Origin of the sequence: Streptomyces sp. BoleA5, assembly GCF_000373665.1 — a bacterium.
Taxonomy (GTDB): domain Bacteria; phylum Actinomycetota; class Actinomycetes; order Streptomycetales; family Streptomycetaceae; genus Actinacidiphila.
Map to the genome: position 1 here is coordinate 85,751 of NZ_KB892093.1, position 19,238 is coordinate 104,988.

Annotated in this window: 16 protein-coding genes, 1 tRNA gene and 2 pseudogenes; 12 read left to right on the top strand and 7 right to left on the bottom strand. The window is 73.1% G+C overall.

Annotation, left to right across the window (positions count from 1 at the left end):
- The first annotated feature begins 99 nt into the window (after positions 1–99).
- Positions 100–546, top strand: a complete 447-nt coding sequence (locus tag B085_RS0108860) for an ATP-binding protein (protein ID WP_018558220.1) — start codon at positions 100–102, stop codon at positions 544–546.
- 63 nt (positions 547–609) lie between these two features.
- Here the strand turns inward: B085_RS0108860 and B085_RS0108865 are convergent, their stop codons facing one another.
- Both B085_RS0108865 and B085_RS0108870 read right to left on the bottom strand, forming a co-directional pair.
- Positions 610–2,067, bottom strand: a complete 1,458-nt coding sequence (locus B085_RS0108865; protein ID WP_018558221.1) for an aminopeptidase P family protein — start codon at positions 2,065–2,067, stop codon at positions 610–612.
- 74 nt (positions 2,068–2,141) lie between these two features.
- Entirely contained in the window at positions 2,142–3,509 is a 1,368-nt protein-coding gene (locus tag B085_RS0108870; protein WP_018558222.1) for a PP2C family protein-serine/threonine phosphatase, read from the bottom strand.
- A gap of 615 nt (positions 3,510–4,124) precedes the next feature.
- Here B085_RS0108870 and B085_RS0108875 point away from each other — a divergent pair.
- Together B085_RS0108875 and B085_RS0108880 are read left to right on the top strand one after the other, a co-directional pair.
- Positions 4,125–4,778: a bifunctional DNA primase/polymerase gene (locus B085_RS0108875; protein ID WP_018558223.1), complete on the top strand. Its 654-nt coding sequence runs from the start codon at positions 4,125–4,127 to the stop codon at positions 4,776–4,778.
- 148 nt (positions 4,779–4,926) lie between these two features.
- Positions 4,927–5,457, top strand: coding sequence for a hypothetical protein (locus B085_RS0108880; protein ID WP_026250818.1), 531 nt, complete (start codon positions 4,927–4,929; stop codon positions 5,455–5,457).
- A 215-nt stretch (positions 5,458–5,672) separates the two neighbouring features.
- On the opposite strand, the gene B085_RS0108885 is transcribed toward B085_RS0108880, so the two are convergent.
- From B085_RS0108885 to B085_RS0108895, 3 genes are all read right to left on the bottom strand, one after another.
- A complete protein-coding gene (locus tag B085_RS0108885; protein WP_018558225.1) occupies positions 5,673–6,644 on the bottom strand; it encodes a DUF5926 family protein in 972 nt (323 codons plus the stop codon).
- A 110-nt stretch (positions 6,645–6,754) separates the two neighbouring features.
- Entirely contained in the window at positions 6,755–7,276 is a 522-nt protein-coding gene (locus tag B085_RS0108890; protein ID WP_018558226.1) for an ATP-binding protein, read from the bottom strand.
- Between the two features lie 158 nt (positions 7,277–7,434).
- Positions 7,435–8,310 carry a glycerophosphodiester phosphodiesterase gene (locus B085_RS0108895; protein WP_018558227.1) on the bottom strand — a complete coding sequence of 292 codons (876 nt, stop codon included), beginning with the start codon at positions 8,308–8,310 and terminating at the stop codon, positions 7,435–7,437.
- A 154-nt stretch (positions 8,311–8,464) separates the two neighbouring features.
- Here B085_RS0108895 and B085_RS0108900 point away from each other — a divergent pair, with 154 nt between their 5' ends.
- Positions 8,465–10,000 carry a S1C family serine protease gene (locus tag B085_RS0108900; protein WP_018558228.1) on the top strand — a complete coding sequence of 512 codons (1,536 nt, stop codon included), beginning with the start codon at positions 8,465–8,467 and terminating at the stop codon, positions 9,998–10,000.
- A 60-nt stretch (positions 10,001–10,060) separates the two neighbouring features.
- A tRNA-Ser gene (locus B085_RS0108905) sits at positions 10,061–10,147 on the top strand.
- A 145-nt stretch (positions 10,148–10,292) separates the two neighbouring features.
- Here the strand turns inward: B085_RS0108905 and B085_RS0108910 are convergent.
- Positions 10,293–11,090, bottom strand: coding sequence for a DsbA family protein (locus B085_RS0108910; RefSeq protein WP_018558229.1), 798 nt, complete (start codon positions 11,088–11,090; stop codon positions 10,293–10,295).
- A 462-nt stretch (positions 11,091–11,552) separates the two neighbouring features.
- On the opposite strand from B085_RS0108910, the gene B085_RS0108915 reads away from it, so the two are divergent.
- The 3 genes from B085_RS0108915 (at position 11,553) to pip (ending at position 14,469) form a co-directional block, all read left to right on the top strand.
- On the top strand, positions 11,553–11,771 hold the full coding sequence (locus tag B085_RS0108915; protein ID WP_158689694.1) for a hypothetical protein: 219 nt from the start codon (positions 11,553–11,555) through the stop codon (positions 11,769–11,771).
- Between the two features lie 292 nt (positions 11,772–12,063).
- Positions 12,064–13,431: an FtsK/SpoIIIE domain-containing protein gene (locus B085_RS41800; protein WP_018558231.1), complete on the top strand. Its 1,368-nt coding sequence runs from the start codon at positions 12,064–12,066 to the stop codon at positions 13,429–13,431.
- Between the two features lie 75 nt (positions 13,432–13,506).
- On the top strand, positions 13,507–14,469 hold the full coding sequence (pip, locus tag B085_RS0108925) for a prolyl aminopeptidase (protein ID WP_018558232.1): 963 nt from the start codon (positions 13,507–13,509) through the stop codon (positions 14,467–14,469).
- Between the two features lie 51 nt (positions 14,470–14,520).
- Here the strand turns inward: pip and B085_RS0108930 are convergent, their stop codons facing one another.
- On the bottom strand, positions 14,521–16,005 hold the full coding sequence (locus B085_RS0108930) for a multicopper oxidase family protein (RefSeq protein WP_018558233.1): 1,485 nt from the start codon (positions 16,003–16,005) through the stop codon (positions 14,521–14,523).
- A gap of 456 nt (positions 16,006–16,461) precedes the next feature.
- Between B085_RS0108930 and B085_RS0108935 the strand changes: the two genes are divergently transcribed.
- The 4 genes and pseudogenes from B085_RS0108935 (at position 16,462) to B085_RS41810 (ending at position 19,191) form a co-directional block, all read left to right on the top strand.
- Positions 16,462–16,767, top strand: a complete 306-nt coding sequence (locus B085_RS0108935) for a hypothetical protein (protein WP_026250819.1) — start codon at positions 16,462–16,464, stop codon at positions 16,765–16,767.
- A gap of 193 nt (positions 16,768–16,960) precedes the next feature.
- Positions 16,961–17,743 (top strand): annotated as a pseudogene (locus B085_RS46720) (Zn-ribbon domain-containing OB-fold protein); the annotation flags it as partial.
- Between the two features lie 130 nt (positions 17,744–17,873).
- Positions 17,874–18,053: pseudogene (locus tag B085_RS50600) on the top strand (thiolase C-terminal domain-containing protein); the annotation flags it as partial.
- 118 nt (positions 18,054–18,171) lie between these two features.
- Positions 18,172–19,191 carry a DUF1906 domain-containing protein gene (locus B085_RS41810; protein ID WP_051102011.1) on the top strand — a complete coding sequence of 340 codons (1,020 nt, stop codon included), beginning with the start codon at positions 18,172–18,174 and terminating at the stop codon, positions 19,189–19,191.
- Positions 19,192–19,238 lie beyond the last annotated feature (47 nt).

Consider the following 19,238-nt stretch of genomic DNA (forward strand, 5'->3'; position numbering starts at 1 on the left):
CATCCGCCGTATGGCTGGCATCACGTCAACGCCACGCTTACCGACCGTGTTTCGGGGCAATACGTATCGGTATGTCGAGCCGCAGCCAGGAGGCTGAGCATGAGCATCTGGTGGTCCCTCCACTTGCGGCGCGAGGCTGCGAGCGTTCCGCTCGCCCGCCGGCTCCTGCTGGGGACGATGGAGACGGCCGGGGTGGACCCGGACATCTCCTACGACCTGTCCGTCGCCCTCACCGAGGCCTGTGCCAACGCCGTTGAGCACGCCGCCCACGGCGAGTACCGGGTGACGGCCCGCATCGAGGGCGACCGTTGCCGCATCGAGGTGGCGGACTCCGGCCCGGGCTTCGCTCCGGACCTGCGCCGTACGCACCACTCCGTACGCCCGCTGGCGAAGAAGGACCAGCACGCCGAGCACGGGCGCGGACTCTTCCTGATCGAGGCCCTGGTGGACCACGTCCACTTCCACAACCGTCCCGGGCACGGGGCGGTGGTCAGTTTCGACAAGATCCTCAAGTGGCGGGACGACTCGCTGCTCAAGGTCTCCTGACGCACGGAGGCCGGGGCCGCACGGAGGTCCGTGCGGCCCCGGCCGTCCATCTGGTCGGCGGGGTCAGCCCTTGAGGGCCGCCATCCAGCGCTCGACCTCGTCGGAGCGGCGCGGCAGGCCGTCGCTGAGGTTCCGGTTGCCGTCCTCGGTGACGAGGATGTCGTCCTCGATGCGGACGCCGATGCCCCGGTACTCCTCCGGCACGGTCAGGTCGTCGGCCTGGAAGTACAGGCCCGGCTCGACGGTGAGGACCACGCCCGGCTCCAGCGTGCCGTTGACGTAGGTCTCCGTGCGGGCGGCGGCGCAGTCGTGGACGTCCAGGCCCAGCATGTGGCCGGTGCCGTGGAGGGTCCAGCGGCGCTGCAGGCCGAGTTCGAGGACGCGCTCGACCGGGCCTTCCAACAGGCCCCACTCGACGAGCCGCTCGGTGAGCACGCGCTGGGCGGCGTCGTGGAAGTCGCGGTAGGCGGCGCCGGGGCGGACGGCGGCGATGCCGGCCTCCTGGGCGTCGTACACGGCGTCGTAGATCTTCCGCTGGATGTCGGTGTACGTGCCGTTGACGGGCAGCGTGCGGGTGACGTCGGCGGTGTACAGGGTGTGGGTCTCCACGCCGGCGTCGAGCAGCAGCAGGTCGCCGGAGCGGACCGGGCCGTCGTTGCGCACCCAGTGCAGGGTGCAGGCGTGCGGGCCGGCCGCGCAGATGGAGCCGTAGCCGACGTCGTTGCCCTCGACGCGGGCGCGCAGGAAGAACGTTCCCTCGATGTAGCGCTCGGAGGTCGCCTCGGCCTTGTCGAGCACCCGGACGACGTCCTCGAAGCCGCGGGCGGTGGAGTCGCAGGCCTTCTGCAGCTCGCCGATCTCCCACTCGTCCTTGACCAGCCGCAGCTCGGACAGGAACTCCTTCAGCTCGGCGTCGCGCTCGGCGGTGACCTTGTCGGTCAGAGCGGCCTCGATGCCGGCGTCGTACCCGCGGACGACCCGGACCGGTCCGGTGGCCTCGCGCAGGACACCGGCGACCTCGCGGACGTCGGCGCACGGCAGGCCCAGCAGGACCTCGCCCTCGGACAGGCTGTGGCGGCGGCCCGTCCACAGCTCGCCCTGGCCGTCCAGCCAGAACTCGCCGTTCTCCCGGGAGGAGCGGGGGAGCAGGTACGCGGTGGCGTCGTGAGATCCGTCACCGTTGGGCTCCAGGACCAGGACGGCGTCCTGGGTCTGGTCACCGGTGAGGTGCACGTACTCGCTGGCGGCACGGAAGGGGTAGTCCGTGTCGTTGGCGCGGGTGCGCAGGTTGCCGGCCGGGACCACCAGCCGCTCGCCGGGGAAGCGGGCGGACAGCGCCGCGCGCCGCTTGGCGGCGTACGGCGCCTGCTCGATCGGCTGCAGGTCGCGCAGCTCGGTGTCGGCCCAGCCGGACTTCATCACCTCGGTGAGCTCGTCGGAGACGGCCGGGTACAGGCCGTTCTTCCGCTGCTTGATGGGCTCGTCGCCTTCCGGGGTCTCCGGAGCGCGGTCCTCGACCACGTCGTGCCTCCTCGCTGTAGACCACCCCATCGTAAGTGGGCGCGGAAGACGGCCGGCGGCGGTCCCGCCCGGGCTCAGTCGAAGCGGGCGGCGAGCAGGACGACGTCCTCGGTCGGGTGGGGGTCCTCGTGGTCGTCGGGGAGCATGGTGTGCAGGACGTGCTCCACCAGCTGCGCCGGGTCGTCCCGGGCGGTTCGCGGGGCGGACGCCGCGGCCGCGTGCAGGCGGGCGAAGGCGCGGTCGACGGGATCGCCGGTGCGGTGCAGCAGGCCGTCGGTGTAGAGCAGCAGGGTCTCGCCGGCCAGCGCCCGGAACTCGACGCTGGGCGCCTCCCAGCAGCTGAGCATGCCCAGCGGCGCGGACAGCGAGGTCTCCACGTACTCGACCCGGTGCGCGCCGACGACCAGCGGGGGGCAGTGCCCGGCGCCGGCGACCACGACCTTCCGGGCGGCCGGCTCGGCGTAGGCGAACAGCGCCGTCGCCGACCGGGCGGGCTCGGTCAGCCGCAGCAGCAGCTCCAGGTCGGAGAGGACCGCGACCGGGTCCTCGCCCTCCATCACCGCGTACGCCCGCAGCGAGGCCCGCAGCCGTCCCATCGCGGCGACCGCGCTCATGCCGCCGCCGCTCACCCCGCCCACCGACAGCCCCAGTGCCCCCTCGGGCAGCGGGAGGGCGTCGTACCAGTCGCCGCCGCCCCCGGCGGCCGGGCGGTGCCGCACGGCCAGCCGGACCCCCGGCACCCGCGGCAGGCGGGTCGGCAGCAGCTCCTCGCGGAGCGTGGCGACAGTGGCGCGGCTTCGGTCGAGTTCGAGCAGCCGGGCGAGATGCTCGGCGGCGTATTGGCAGTACAGGCCGATGAGGCGGCGCCGGCGCTCGGCGGGCTCGGCGGGCTCGTCGAAGAACCACAGTGCCGAGCCCAGCCGGCCGGTGGAGCCGGCGGACAGGCGCAGGGCGTAGCTGGCGCCGAAGCCGAGGCGCAGGGCGACCTCGCGGTGGCGCCGGCCGATCCCGGGCTCGCGGCACAGGTCGGTGTGGATCTCCTCCGCGGGCACCGCCTCGGGTACGGCGGGCAGCGGGACGGTCTCCAGCGCGCCGAGCTCGGCCGGTCCGAGACCGAGACCGACGACGGTGGCCGGACCCATCCGGTCGACGGGGGAGACGGCGGCCAGACCGCGCCGGGCGCCGACCAAGGCGCCGCCGGCGCGCAGCAGTTCCCGCAGCGCGTCCTGCAGCGTCGCCGTCCCGGCCAGCCGCCCGGTGAGCTCGTGCAGGGTGCTCAGATCGGAGACCCAGGAGGCCAGCCTGTCCTGGGCGGCCGCGGGCCGGTCGGCCGGATCCGGCGTCCCGGGATGCGCGTTCGGGTCACCCGGAGGGCATTGCTGTTCGACCGTGGGGGAGGCAGTGTGCGCCGGTGCCGGAATGGGTGGGTCGATTCCGGCCACTTTCGGTAGGCGCGCCGCGCTCATGGCCGCCGGCTTTCACGCTCTTCGTCGTGACGCGGCGACGCCTCCGCAGAGCAGCGCATTTCCGTCAATAGCATTGCAAACCCCCAAGCTCGTGCTGCGCCGCTGTCAAGGGATTCCCTTCTACCGCCTACTCGTGGGTGTGTCCAGGATTGCCCAGGTAGATGGGCTGGTGTCGGCGAGTCCGAGGAGATGCTGGACTATGGCCGAAAAAGGGCACCGCGTGCCACAATTAGTTGTCGACTGAAGGGGTTCGACAGCGCGTCATATCCGTCGCAGTGGGTACGTACGGGATGGGAGTTGGCGGCCTCAGGAACCCGGCGCCCTGCCAGGGCGTCGTAGATGGAGACGGTCGACCCTCCCTCCCCGTGGCGGGGTTGTTGCACGGCCGGCGGGACCGCACAGAGCAGCAAACGCAAGCACACGCAGCAGTTCCCAGCACTCCGCAGGACGAACAAGCGCCAGTGTGCGCCACCCCCCGCCAGGTTCCACGCTCGGCTCGAGACGTGATGCGCTGCCTTGTAAGCGGTGTGTTCCAGATTACGTTGTGTCATGGGCAGATCCCTGAGCGCTAACGGAAAGGAACGAGCGCAGATGCGCGAGATCCTCGGAAAGCGACGCAAGAGCAGTCCCGAGCTGCTGCGTGCGGCGCTCACATGCGCCGAACGGTGGCACTGGCCCGTGGTACCCGGAGCCGGTACGGACGCGGGCGGCGAATGCGCCTGCCTGCGTCCCGACTGTCCGGTGCCGGGCGCCCATCCGCACGATCCGGGCCTCCTCGCGGCGACCCGCGACCCGCGGATGGTCCGCTGGTGGTGGACGCGGCGGCCGGACCAGCCGCTGGTGCTCGCCACGGGCGACCGGGTCTCGGCGGTGAGCCTGCCGGCCGTCGCGGGGGCACGGGCGCTGGGCGCCTTCGACAAGCTGGGGGTGCGCACCGGCCCGGTCGTGGCCACCCCCACGCGCCTCGCGGTACTGGTGGAGCCGTACTCCCTCGAGGAACTGGGCGAGTTGCTCGACCGCCACGAATGGGTCCCGACCTCGCTGCGGTACCACGGCGAGGGCGGCTACCTGCTCCTGCCGCCCTCCCCCGCCGGATCCGGCGGCACCGCGGGGGCGCGCTGGGTCCGGCGGCCGGTGGTGGACCCGGGTGACCGGGCACCGTGGCTGCCCAGTGTGCGGGTGGTCGTCGACACCCTGGTGCAGGCGGGGCGCACGGCGCCGGACGGCAGCCGGCTCTCGTACTGAGCGGTGCCCCGTGGCGGGGCCCGTAGGAGGTGCGTGACGGCCGTCGCCGCGGTCGGTCGTCACTCGTTCGGGTAAGAGCGGGGGCCGTTGCCCTGGGAACGGGCAACGGCCCCCGCTCCATGTCCGTTTCTCCCGCTATGTTCTGTGCATGATGCGTGCGCCGAAACTGCGGATGGCCGCCCTCGCCACGGTCGTGGCGGTCGCCGCGATGCTGCCCCTGACCGGCGCCACCGCCGGGCCCGTCCTCCCCGCCGTGCCCGTGGACGTGACGACGGCCATCAGCGACGGCAAGCCGCTGTCAAGCGACTCCAGTGTCTTCGACAGCCTGCCGAAGCTGGCCGGATCAGGACGCCAGACCGCATCCTGTGGTCCCCAACTCACCTCACCGCAGGGCCTGGAGGCGCAGACTTGCACCATCGGCGAGGACGGCGACACCTGGGCGCGCACGTACTACAGCAACACCACGGGCCGGCCCCTGGACGGTGTGCTGACCCTCATGCTGCCCGACGGCCGCACGGTGCAGGTGCGGTGCGCCATCACCGCGGACCGGGGGAGCGGGAGCTGCGAGACGCCGCGCGAGCCGACGGTGGAGGGGGCGGCGGAGCCGTACACGGCCGTGGCGGAGATCGCCGAGCGGGACGGGGAACACCCGCTGCTGCGCAGCGGATCCGCGCACTGACCCGGACATGGAAACGTCCGGTCGCTGGCGACGGGGGATGCACCAGCGACCGGACAGTTCAAACGGTAACAAGACTTCGCCCGTACGCAAATCCGGGGTACGGGTTCAGGCCCCGGTTCCGGGCCCGGCCGGCAGCGGCTGTGACCAGGATCACCCGACGGGATCATCCGGCCCGGACCACGGCCCGAACTGCGGCTGCCGGCGCGGGAGGCCGGTCAGCTCAAGGTGATCTGCCGGTTGGTGAGACCGTTGCGCGCCCGCCGCTCGTCCGCCGTGAGCGGGGCCGTCCGCTCCAGCGCCTCGGCCAGCCGCTCGCCGAAGGCCGCCGCGGGCTTCTCCACCTCGTCCGCCGAGACGCCCGTCGGCAGGTCCCACACCGGGACGACCAGCCCGTGCGCCCGGAACGAGCCCACCAGCCGCGTGTCCTCGCCCAGCGACGAGGCACCCGCGGCGTGCAGCCTGGCCAGCGCGTCGAGCAACTGCTCCTCGGGGTGCGGCATGACCCAGCGCAGGTGGTTCTTCTCCGGGGTCTCGCACCAGTACGCCGCGTCGACGCCGGTCAGCCGAACGGTCGGGATCACGGCGGCGTTCGCCCGCTCCAGCGAGGCGGCGACCTCACCGGTGGCGGACTCCGCGTGCTCCAGCCAGAACTCGAAGCCGGTGTGCACCACGGGCTCGAACGCCGCGTCCAGGTCCAGCAGATCCTGCAGCCGCGGACCGTCGGGCGCCGGGCGCTCGCCGCCCACCGGGTTGCCCGGCTCGGCCCGCAGCGAGCGGAGCAGGGTGTCGGCCAGGTCCCGGCTGATGTCCCCGGAGGCGGTGTCGTTCTGCAGGCCCAGCAGCACCGCGCCCGTGTCGCGGCGCAGCCCCGGCCAGGCCATCGGCAGCACGGTCGCCAGCGTGACGGACGGCACGCCCTCGGGCAGCGGGTCCCTGAGCGTCAACTCGGCCGTGGCGGCGGGCACCAGCTCGCGCAGCGCCACCCAGTCGCACTCGCCCGGCAGGCCCTCGAACGGACGCCGCACCAGCTCCGTCACCGCGTGTGCCGCCTCACGGCCGTGGCACGCCTTGTAACGCCGCCCCGAGCCGCACGGGCAGGGCTCCCGGGCACCGACCGCGGGGATCTCCCCGTCGGTGATCTGCGGACGGGCGGGGGCCTTCGTCTTCGTCGGGCGCTTCTTCGCCATGGCTCGATCTCTCCCGGTAACGGCGGTGTTCCGGCCGTGAGCCTAGCGCCACGCCGTCCGCCCTCATCGGAGGTCGCGCCCGTGCGGGCCGGGCAACTGCCCGGTGGGGCCTACGGGAGGTCGTCGAAGGGGTCCGCGAAGTCGATCGGGATGTCGAGCTGGGGAGCGAGGTCGTCGCGTCGCGCGTGCCGGCTGCGTACCGCGAGCATCGCCCACACCGTGACCTCGCCGGGGGCGTCGCGCACGCCCCAGCGCAGCGACAGGTTCCGTACGATGCCCAGCCCGCGGCCGCCGCGGGCGGTGAGCGAGGGACTGGCCGGGAGCGGGCGGGTCGGACCGCCGCCGTCGGTGACCTCCACCGTCAGCAGGCCGTCCTCGTCGATCCGCCAGGCGGCCCTGATGCCGCTGCCGCCCGAGGACGGCGCGTCCTCGCCCAGCGGCCGGGCGTGCCGGCAGGAGTTGCTGAGCAGTTCCGACAGGATGAGCACCGCGTCGTCGACGGCCGGGTCCGCGACCCCGTGCGCGCACAGTTCCTTGCGCAGCCTGCGCCGCGCCTCGGCCACGCCCGCCGGACCATGAGGCAGGGCCATGGTCGAGGACGTCGGCACCTCCTGGGCCACCACCAACGCCACCCCCGAGACCTCCTTCACCCCACGCCACGGGATGGATGCCCTCTGGTTCTGGGCCGGAAACCGGCCAACTGCGATCTCTTGGGGCACACACAACGATCGGACAGGTTCCGAACGCGCCGGTGCACACCGCCCGGGACGGGCGATCGCCCCTATTCCCTTCAGCAGCGCCCGAGTTGGGCCAGTACCTGCCGCGGGCGGTTGGTGATGACGGCGTCGACGCCCAGCCGTACGCACAGTTCGACGTCCTCGGGTTCGTTCACCGTCCACACGTGCACCCGGTGCCCGGCCTCGTGCAGTCGCTCCACGTACCCCGGGTTGGCGCGCAGGATGCGGATGCCCGGGCCGGCGATCCCCACCCCGGCCGGCAGCCGGCCGTCGCGGTGCCGGGGCAGGACGTACTGCATCAGGAACACGGTCGGCAGATCGCGCGAGGCCATCCGGATCCGGCGCAGCGAACGCGAGGAGAAGCTCATGACGCGGACCCGGGACGGCTCGCCCGGCTCGGGCCACAGCATCCCGAACCGGTCCAGCAGTTCCACCAGGCGCTCCTCCACCTGGCCCGCCCAGCGCGTGGGGTGCTTGGTCTCGATCGCCAGCTCCACCCGGCGGCCGGTGTCGGCGACCAGTTCCAGCAGCCGCTCCAGGGTCAGGACGCGGCTGAGCTCGTCCGGGTCGCCGTCGAAGCGGTCGGGGGCCTCGGCGTCCGCGTCGAGGAGGGAGCGCAGCTCCGCGGACGGGCGCCGCCGCGCCCCGCCGGCGCGTCCGGCTCCCGGTTCCGCCTTCCAGCTGCCGAAGTCCAGGGTCCTGAGGTCGGCCAGCTCCAGGGCGGAGACCGCGCCGCGGCCGTTGGAGGTGCGGTTCACCCGGCGGTCGTGCACGCAGACCAGCGTGCCGTCGGCGGTGAGGCGTACGTCGCACTCCAGGGCGTCCGCGCCGTCCTCGATGGCTTTCCGGTAGGCGGCGAGCGTGTGCTCCGGGGCGTCCTCGGACGCTCCCCGGTGAGCCACGACCTGGATCGCGCGGAGATCGGTCACCGGGCTATCGTGCCATCCGCCGGGCCGGGAACGGCCGCTGCTTACGGCGGCCTGACACCCGGTGGGAAAAGCTGTGTCCATCATGACGGTCGTCGTACGTACCGTAGCCGTAACCGTACGCACGGCATACAACGCATATCCGAGGAGAACAGCCGTGAGCACCGAGAACGAGGTCGGCCCGGTCCCGGCGGCGCTGCCGACGCAGCCGCCCGCTGACACTGTGTCCGCCGCTCCCGCTGCGCCTCCCGCGCCCCCCGTCGCCGCGCCCGCCGCTCCCCCGGCCCAGGCGCAGGCGTCGTCCCCGGGCCCGGCCGCCCCCGCGGCGGCCGCGGAGGCTCCCCCGGCCCCCGCGGCGCCGCAGTCCCCGGCGCCCCCGGTGTCCCAGGCGCCCGAGGCCGTTCCCCCGGCCGCCCCCGCGGCGCCGCCCGCCGAGGTGCACACCTCGCCCCTGCCGCCGGTCGCGCCGCCGCCCACCCAGCCGTACGGCGGTCCCACCGGTCCCGCCGGTCCCTTCGGCCCCATGGGTCCGTCCGGTCCCGCGGGCCCGGTCTGGGGCACGCCGGTGCCGGCCGCCCCGGCGCCCAAGAAGCGCGGCACCGGCGGCCTGGTCGCCGCCGTGCTGGTCGCCGCGCTCGTCGCGGGCGGCGTCGGCGGCGGCGTCGGCTTCTGGGCCGCGGACCGCAACGACAACGCCTCGACCACCGTCTCCTCGGTCGGCAACCCCAAGGACCTCAGCCGCGCGGCCGACTCGGTCGCGGGCATCGCCAAGCAGGCCCTTCCCAGCGTCGTGACGATCGAGGCCACCGGCCGCCAGGAGAGCGGCACCGGCACCGGCTTCGTCTACGACAAGGAAGGCCACATCCTCACCAACAACCACGTCGTCGCCCCGGCCGCCGACGGCGGCAAGCTCACGGCCACGTTCTCCGACGGCAAGAAGTACGAGGCCGAGGTCGTCGGCCGCGCCCAGGGTTACGACGTCGCCGTCATCAAGCTCAAGGGGGTCACCCCCGACAAGCTCACCCCGCTCGCCCTCGGCGACTCCGACAAGGTGGCCGTCGGCGACTCCACCATCGCCATCGGCGCCCCCTTCGGGCTCTCCGGCACCGTCACCACCGGCATCGTCAGCGCGCTGCACCGTCCCATCGCCTCCAGCGACGGCGAGGGTTCCAACGCCTCCTACATGAGCGCCATACAGACCGACGCCTCGATCAACCCCGGCAACTCCGGCGGGCCCCTCCTCAACTCCGAGGGCGCGGTCATCGGCATCAACTCCGCCATCCAGTCCACCGGCGGCAACGACGGTGCCGCCCAGTCCGGCAGCGTGGGCCTGGGCTTCGCCATCCCCATCGACCAGGCCCGCCGCGTCGCCGAGGGCCTGATCAAGACCGGCGAGCCCGTCTACGCCGTCATCGGCGTCCACGTGGACTCCAGCTACAACGGCGAGGGCGCCAAGATCGCCACCGGCGCCGACGCCGTCACCGCGGGCGGCCCCGCCGACCAGGCGGGCCTGCGCGCCGGCGACGTCATCACCAAGTTCGACGACACGGTGGTCGACTCCAGCCCCACCCTCATCGGCGAGATCTGGCAGCACCAGCCCGGCGAGAAGGTCGACCTCACGTACACCCGCGGCGGCCAGACCCGCACGGCCACCGTCACCCTCGGCGAACGCAAGGGCGACAGCACCAGCTGAGCCGACCCGTTAGGCTGTCCCCCGCGCCGCCCGGCCCATCACCCGGACCCCGCGGCGCGGGGAGAGTTGCCCGAGCGGCCTAAGGGAACGGTCTTGAAAACCGTCGTGGCAGCGATGTCACCGTGGGTTCAAATCCCACACTCTCCGCAACAGGCCGGCGAAGGCGCTGGACAGAAGGGGTGCCCCAAGACACGGGGGCGCCCCTTCTTCGTCGTCTAGCCGGCTTGAATCGCCGGCCGCTCGGCGATGGCGAGCAGATGCCCGCGGCAGGACAGCGGCTGCCTCCGTCCGTTCAGGACTCGGCGGCCTCGGCCTCCATCTCCTCCTTGAGAGGCTTGTAGACCGCGTCCCACGCACCGGGGCGCTCGTGAAGGTCCGACACCAGGAGGCGGAACACCTTCGCGTCGAAGTTGGCACCGTACAGACCGCCGTCGATGGTATGGCCGTTGACGACGACGGTGGGTGTGCCGGGGCCGATCGGATCGTCGCCGGTCTGCTGGTAGGCCTGCTGGGAGGCGGTGACGAACGAATCGTGCTTCATCGTCCTGACAGCCAGGTCGAATGCCGCGTCGCGGAGCCCCGGAACCTTCTCGGCAAGCTTCAGGAGGCGTTCGGTGGTGAACCCGCCGCTGCTCTCGACGACGGTCTGGTTCTCGAAGAGCACCGCGTGGTACTCGACGAACTTCCCCTTATCCAGCGCGGCGCGCAGCGCGTTCACGGCCCGCTTCGAGCCGTCGCCGCCGAGCCGGTCGTCCTTGAAGGAGGCGAAGGTGTACTCGGCCCTGATCTCCCCCGTGAGCAGCAGCTCCTGGAGTGCTCCGGCGCCCGTCCGCTCGTACTCCTCGACGACGGGGCAGCGTGGGTCCTCGTACACGTGCACCGTCGAACGGGCCGCGGGATTGCCGACCACGATCGTCGTGCCGTCGGGGGCCGACCGTTCCGGCAGCCGCTCGGCGGACGCGTAGCGGTTCGTCTCGGTCCGCGCCGCCAGCCCGGCGTCCCCCGCCCCGGGCGCGCCCGGGGCGCACCCCGCGAAGGCTCCCACGAGACCTGCCGCGACGGCGGCCCGGACCATTCTGCCGATCTTCATCGGACTCCCATCCCTCCCCAGTGAACAGGCGGACTCTACGGGGCCGGTGTGACACACGCATCAGGAATAGGGGCGGGGACCGGGCGTGACGAGCAGCGGCTTTATCGGTCGCCTACACCCTGGGGGAAGGTATGGAGAACCGTCAGTCATCGCAGTGATGTCGCCGTGGGTTCACATCCGAGGCGTTGAACGGAAGGGGTGCCCCAAGACACGGGGGCGCCCCTTCTTCCTGCGCGACGGCACCCTGCTCCCCTGGCCTTCCGGTCTTCACCGGCCGCGGTCGGGGCACGGAACACGGGCTCACACCTGGTGATGTTCCCGATCTTCACACAAGGCGCTCATCGAACATAGGATCGCCCGGCTCGGTTTGTTCGTCGAGGAAACGGTGGCATTTTGGCCGGCACGCGCACGACGCGGTGGTGGGTCGCCCACTGGTCCGGGTTGTTGCTCTTTCTGACCTGCATGGTGTCGGCCGTGTGGTGGCTGGTCACGATGGAGTACGACGCCCAGCCTCGCGCGTGGACCCGGGCGGGACGGATGGTGCAGAGGGCGCGCCCCGAACACATCGCGCCCGCGCTCATCGTCTTGAGCGCGCTTGCCCTGCTGTACTTCGGCCACGAGCTCCACACCGCCCTGCGGGACCGCCGTCGACCGCAGGTGCGGCACGTCGACGCCCAGTGACCGGCAGGTGGAACCGTCGGTCGCGCGTGGCGCGGGCGAACCTGACGGGTGTGGTGGCGGCTGGCCCGGCCCGCCCCGATGAGCCGCTCTTCGAGCCGGAGCCCGATCGTGAGGCCGCCTCGCCGCACCCGTGGTGCAACGGGTGGAACCCCGGTGTCGGTGACCGGGCGGGAGGGGCGCGGCTGGAAGAATACGCTTAACGGTCAAACCGGTCATGGGATCTGCCCGCGCGCCCGCGGGCGGTCGCTGTGCCGGTGCCGGCCGTCGTCCCGAACGGCAAGGGCTGATCACCATGACGGGTGTCGCGCTCCTGGGTCTGCTGCTGGCCGCGGCCGGTGGCCTGGCCTACGGCCGTCAACGGTTCCCGGTCGCGTTCTGGCTGCTGTTCGGGCTGCCGCTGGCCTGGGGGCGGTTCCTGTCGACCTACGGTTCCACGATGGCGGCCTGCGGCCTGGCCGTACCGCCGTCGCGGGCACGGGCGCTGGCGGGGTGGGCGGTGGGGCGCCGGGAGGCGCGGCCGGTGCCGCCGAGGATCCGCCGGCTGGGCGGCTCGATGACCGGCCTGCGGGTGCGGCTGCGGCTGCCGGGCGGGCTGGAGCCGGCCGACGTGGCCGCCGCGTCCAGCCGGCTGCGCCACGCGTGGGGCGTGCACGCGGTGCACGTGGTCGAGCTCGGGCCCGGGGTGGTGGAGTTGCGGATGACCTGCTACGACGTGCTCCGCGACGTGCGGATGCCGCGCCGCCTGCCGTCCGGGCCGATGGTGGTGCCGGTGGCGCTGCGGGACGACGGGACGGCGTTCGTGCGCAACTACCGGGAGATCCCGCACGCGCTCACCCTCGGGGCGAACCAGTCGGGCAAGTCGGTCTACCAGCGCAACCTGATCATGAACCTGGCCAGGCTGCCGGTGGCCCTGGTGGGGATCGACTGCAAGGGCGGGGTGGAGCAGATCCCCTACGCGGCCCGGCTGTCGGCCCTGGCGACCGACCGGGAGCAGGCGGCGGAGCTGCTGGACACGCTGGTGGGGGAGATGGAGCACCGCTTCGCACTGCTCAAGGAGTGCCAGCGCACGGCGCTGGACAGCCCGGACGAGGAGGTGGCCTCCGACATCTGGGGGCTGCCCGCGTACGTGCGGCCGGTGCCCGTCGTGGTGCTGGTCGACGAGATCGCCGAACTCTTCCTCAGCACGACGAAGAAGGACGAGGAACGCCGGGACCGGATGGTGGCGAACCTGATCCGGCTGGCCCAGCGGGCCCGTGCGGTCGGCATCTACCTGGAGATCTGCGGGCAGCGCTTCGGGGTCGAGCTCGGCAAGGGCGCCGCCACGCTCCGGTCCCAGCTCTCCGGGCGCGTCGTGCACCGCGTCAGCAAGCAGACCGCAGAGGTGGGTCTGGGCGACATCTCGTCCGAGGCGACGACCGCCGCGACCGCCATCGCACGGGACCGGGTGGGCGTCGCGGTGGCGGGCGACGCCTCGGGCGGCTGGTCCCACATCCGTACCCCGCTGGTGTCGATCGCCGAGACCGCGGCCGTCTGCCGGGCCCACGCCCACCTGGTGCCCGACCTGCCGGCACTGGACCGCCACCGTCCCTCCGCCCAGGGCGAGGAGGACGGCCCTGAGGAGCCCGGGCCCTTCCCCCGGCCCCGCTCGGGCCCCGAGTGACGCGGGTCCCACGGCGCGGCGCGTGAACGGCTAGCCTCGCGGGGGTCGTTCGCCGGTGCAAAGGAGGGGATCGTCATGGCAGCAGCGGGATTTCCGCCGATCGAGCCGTACGCGTCGGGGCTGCTCGACGTCGGGGACGGGCAGCGCGTCCACTGGGAGACCAGTGGCAACCCGGAGGGCAAACCGGTCCTGTGCGTGCACGGGGGCCCGGGTTCCGGGGGCAAGAGGGGCAGCAGGAAGACCTTCGATCCGCAGGTCTACCGGATCGTGCTCTTCGACCAGCGGGGGTCCGGGCAGAGCCTGCCGCACGCCTCGGACCCGGCGGTCTCGCTCGAGCACAACACCACCGAGCACCTGATCGCCGACATGGAGCGGCTGCGTGAGCACCTCGGTGTCGAGCGGTGGATGCTGTACGGCGGCTCGTGGGGCTCGACGCTGATCCTGGCGTACGCGCAGCGGTACCCGGAGCGGGTGTCGGAGATCGTGATCGTCGGGGTCACCACGACCCGGCGGGAGGAGATCGACTGGCTCTACCGGGGCGTGGCCCGGCTGGTGCCGGGCCCGTGGGAGGCGTTCCGGGACGGGGTGCCGCCCGGGGAACGGGACGGGAACCTCCCGGCCGCGTACGACCGGCTGCTCGGCAGCCCGGACCCCGCGGTGCGGGAGCAGGCCGTACGCGACTGGATCACCTGGGAGGACGCGGTCATCGCCCACGAGACCAACGGCAAGCCGGGGGCCTACGGCGACCGGCCGGACGACGACCTGGTCGCCTTCGTGCGGATCTGCGCGCACTACTTCGCCAACGGCGCCTGGCTGGAGGAGGGACAGCTGCTGCGGGACGCGCACCGCCTCGCGGGCATCCCGGGGGTGCTGATCCACGGGCGGCTGGACCTGGGCAGTCCGCTGACGACCGCGTGGGAGCTGGCGAAGGCGTGGCCCGGGGCGGAGCTCCAGGTGATCGACGACTCCGGTCACACGGGAAGCCCCGCCATGGGGGAGGCGGTCATGGCGGCGGCGCGGCGCTTCGGCGCGCGCTGACCGTGCGCGGGAGGGCGCGGTCGTCCCGCCCCCTCCCGCACGCTCACTCGCTCACTTGCCGCGGTCGCGGGGCGGGACGATGTCGAGGATCGCCATCATCCCCATGTCCTCGTGGTTGAGGATGTGGCAGTGCAGCACCGTCCGTCCGGTGAAGTCGGTGAAGGGGACGCGGATGACGACGTTGCCGCGGGCGGGCACGTTGACCGTGTCGAACCAGCGGTGGTCCGGGTCGCTCGCCTTCCCGTCGGTGCTCATCAGCTGGAACTGGTTGGTGTGGACGTGGAAGGAGTGCTCCTCGTCGGAGTCGTTGCGGACGGTCCACTCCTCGACGGTGCCGAGGACGGAGGTGAAATCCACCCGGTCCGGCGCGTAGGTGCGGCCGTTGACGTAGAACACGTCGCCCGCCGCGTTCTCGGTGAACACCACCGTCTTGCGGTCCGCGATCACGGCGTGCGCCAGGTCCTCGTTGGGCGCGAAGTCCGCCGGGATGCGCGCCGGGGACACCGGGGTGCCGCCGGTCACGACGGTGGCCAGGTCGGTACGGGGGAACCGGTTGCCGGCCTTGCCGGTGTCGTAGGCGAGGGTCTCCAGGGTGGTGGTGCCGGGCCGGCCGGCCGCCTGCACCAGGACGTCGAAGCGCGCGCCCGCGGCGATGACCAGCGTGTCCGCCGCGTAGACCCGCCGGACCGGGTAACCGTCCTGGGCGATCACGTGGAAGCGGCCGCCCTTCAGGTGCAGCCGGTAGTAGATGTTGGCGCCGATGTTGGCCAGCCGCCACAGCTGGGTCTCGCCGGGCCGCAGGGAGATCACCGGGTTCTGCTGCCCGTTGACGGTGCGGTTGGTGCGCGCCCCGATCTTCAGCCCGTGGGTCCTGATCGCGTCCCCGTGGATCTGGAAGTCCTTGAGCGCGACGACGTGTTCGGTGATCCCGCGCAGGGCCGGGGGCAGGTACCGCCGCAGGCCGTCCACCACGATGACGCCCGACTCCCCGCCCGCGACCTGGGCGGCGGACATCATGTCGGCGTGCGAGTGGTACCAGTAGGTGCCGGGCGTGACGGTGCGCGGCAGCCGGTAGGTGTAGTGGTGGCTCCTGCCGTACTTGATGGCGACGAAGATGTCGTCGGCGGGGCTGCGCGGGGACACGTGGAGCCCGTGCACATGGACGTTGGTGTCCTCCCGCACCCGGTTGGTCATGGTGAGGTCGATGCGGTCGCCGGGCCGGACGCGCAGCGTCGGCGGCATGTACCTCCCGTTGTAGGTGAGGGCGTACAGCCGGTGGCCGCCGACCTGCACCTTGCGGCGTTCGACCACGATGGCGGCCTTGAGGACGCCGTCGCGGCTGACCAGTTCCGGGGGGTCCTGCAGCCGTGGGCCGGGAGCCGCCGGGGGTGCCTGCCGGTCCTGCGGGGCGGGCGGCGGCGTGGCGTGGTGGTGCCCGGATGCGGTGTGGCCCGCGCAGCCGGCGAGCCAGGCGGCGGACAGGAGCAGCAGGGCGACCAGCCGGGCCAGTGGGGGTCGGGTACGGGACCGGGTCACATCTCTCCCCAGGGAAGCGGTGCGGCCGGGCGGGGACGTCCGGGCGCGGGACGCGACGGGCGGCGCGGTCCGTCAGCCGGAGCGTAGGAAGCGGACGGCTGCCTTCCGGTGCGCCACGCACCACTGGGGGGCGGCATCCGCTCGAACGGCAGCACGGTGGCCACCCGGGCGGGTCCGGTCCGGGGAGGGCGGGCGCCGGGATTGGCCGAAAGCCGTGCCGGAACGATTCCGCGCCCAGGGGGCCCGGGTCGTTCCGGCCGGGCGGGGGCGGTCGGGTCGCTTGTGGTGGTTGTAGAGGTTTGTCGACAGATCGTCACGCTTGCGAGCGAAAGAGATCAAGGTCCGGCTTGTCCGCCGCGGTGCTGGGCAACTCTGGTTGCGGCGACGTCGCAGAGCCGGCGGAGCGGTCGGCCGGCCGCGCCGCGCACCTCGTATCCACTCCTCGGAGGGAAACACATGGGAAGCATCCGTACCGCCCGAGTCATGGCCGCCCTGGCCGCACTGCCGCTGGCGGCGGCGCTGTTCGCCGGCACGGCGGTGGCCGACAACGGCGCCGTGGCGGGTGGCACCTCCAACGCGACCGTGGTGAGCAACAGCGGCGGCAACGTGGGCCGCGACAACTTCGGGACGGTGACGACCACGCAGCAGGCGGCGACCGGGGCGGGGGCCTCCAACCAGAACAGCACGGCCAGCGTGGTCGGTTCGGCCTTCACCACCATCAACCAGCCCACGCTGAACATCCACTTCGGGCCCATGTGGTGAGCGGGCCGGCCCGCCGCCGGGGTGGCGGGCCGGGGGGCTGAAGGGGTCGACTGCGCGACGGCAGCCTCACTGCCGTCGCGCAGTCGCGTCGGGCGTCGTCCACAGCCTGTGGACAACTTCCTCCGGTCCGGACGTCTTGACGGTGGTGCCGCCGCCACCAATCTGACGACCAGTCAGAATTTGAGCCCCGGTGATGGCGGCCGTGACCACCGACGACGACCTGTGCGAGCGGCTGGCGGCGTACGAAGGACGCCCCGCCGCCGTCGCGGGCGAGGGCGGGGACCCCGTCAACACGCCCATGATCAGGCACTGGTGCGAGGCGCTGGGCCACCCCGTCCCGCCGGACGGCACGGCACCGGCCCCCATGCTCCAGGTGTGGGCCATGCGCGGGCTCGCCGGCCACCCGGGCACCGCCGGGGGTGGCTCCCGGGCCGGCGCCTACGACGAACTCCTCGCGCTGCTCGACGGGACCGGCTGAACCGCGGTCGTCGCCACCGACCGCGAGCAGGAGTGCCTGCGGCCGCTGCGCCCCGGTGAGCGGATCACCTTCGACGCGGTGATCGCATCCGTGTCGCCGCGCAAGACCACCCGGCTCGGCGGCGGCCACTTCGTCACCACGCGGATGGACGTCCGCGCGGACGGCGAACTCGCCGGCCGCCACCGCTTCCGCATCCTCGAGTACGCCCCCGCGCGGGCGCCGGGCGAGCGGCCGCGACGGCCCTGTCCGGTCGTCAACCGCGAGAACGCCGGGTACTGGGAACGCGTCGAGCGGAACGAGTTGCTCATCCAACGCTGCTCCTCCTGCGGCACCCTGAGGCTGCCGTGGCTCCCCGGCTGCCACAGCTGCGGCTCCGACGCCTGGGACACGCTACCGGCCTGCGGGCGCGGCACCGTCTTCAGCCGGGTCGTCGTGCACCACCCGCCGTTCCCCGCCTTCGACCCCCCGTACGCGGTCGCCCTGGTCGAACTGGCCGAAGATGCGTACGGGCTTGAACCGGAGGTTTTCGGCCATGTCGCCGTCGCCGGGCGCCGGCACGCCGCGACCAACCCGGCCGCGTACTCCCACGGCCGCCTTCGCCGCCGACGGCGGTGTGGAGCCGGGCGGGAGGCTGCCCGCCAACACCCATGGCGGCCAGCGCGGCGAGGCGTACCCGCACGGGATGCACGGCATCGCGGAGGCGGTGCGGCAGTTGCGCGGCACCGGCGTCAACCAGGTCCCCGGCGCGGCCCACGTCCTCGTCACGGCCGGTGCGGGGGTGCCGACCTCCGGACCGCTGCTCGGCGCGGCGGACCGAGCGGGTCCCGGCGCCCGGCGGCCCATCCGGGGCCGGGTGTTGCTGCGTACGGCTGACAGCGGGGCGTGGCTCCCCCGGCGGCGGGTAGCCGAACGCGTTCACTCGACCCATGCGCGAACACAAGCCGATCATCCGACACGGGGCGATCGTGGCGATGGTGCTTGCCTGCCTCCTGGCCGGGCCCACCGCTGCCGAGGCCGTCGTGCCGCGTCCCGCGGGGCCGGTCGCCGAGCCCGCCTCGGTGACGGCTTCCACGCCGGCCCCGGCCCGGGCGTACCGGCCGGCCCGGGCGCCCGGCGACGGCGGCGACGACGGTCCGTACGGCTTCGCCGACACCGGCCTCCTCGACGGCCTCGACCTCCCCTACGGCCTCGGCGGCGACCAGCGCGCCCCCTCCGGGGGAGGTCCGACCCGGGTCTACCGCGGCTACGGCTTCGACACCTGCCGCACGCCTCCGCTGTCCACGATGCGCGCCTGGCTGCGCTCCAAGTACCGCGCCGTCGGCGTCTACTACGGCGGCCGCGCCCGCGCGTGCAGCACCCAGCGCCACCTCAACCGCCACTGGGTGCGCTCGGTGCACCGGATGGGCTGGCGCATCCTGCCGATCTACGTGGGCTCGCAGTCGCCCTGCGTGCGCGGCGGACACCTGCGCAGCCACCGGATCAGCACCGACGACCCCTGGGGCCAGGGCGCGAGCGAGGGCTGGGACGCCGTGCGCAGGGCCGCCGCCCTCGGCTTCGAGCCGGGCAGCGCGCTCTACCTCGACATGGAGGCGTACAACGCCAAGCGGTCCCGCTGCGCCGACCAGACCCTCGACTTCATCCGGGCCTGGGACCGCGAGGTCGAGGAGGCCGGCTACCTGCCGGGTCTCTACAGCAGTTCGGAGTCGGGCATCCGGCACATCGAGCGGGCCCGCCGGGAGGGCTACGACGACCTGCCGCGCGCCGTCTGGTTCGCCCGCTGGCAGGGGAAACCGGCGGTACGCAGCGAACCGGTGCTCGACCGGGACGCCTGGCATCCGCACGGCCGCATCCACCAGTACTCCGGCAGCGTGCGCGAGAAGCACGGCGGCCGGCGGCTGGCGATCGACCGCAACCGGCTGGACGGGCCGGTGGCCGTCGTCGGATGACGCGGCGGGCGGCTGTGAGGGCGCCGTCCCTGCGGGGTGACCCGTAG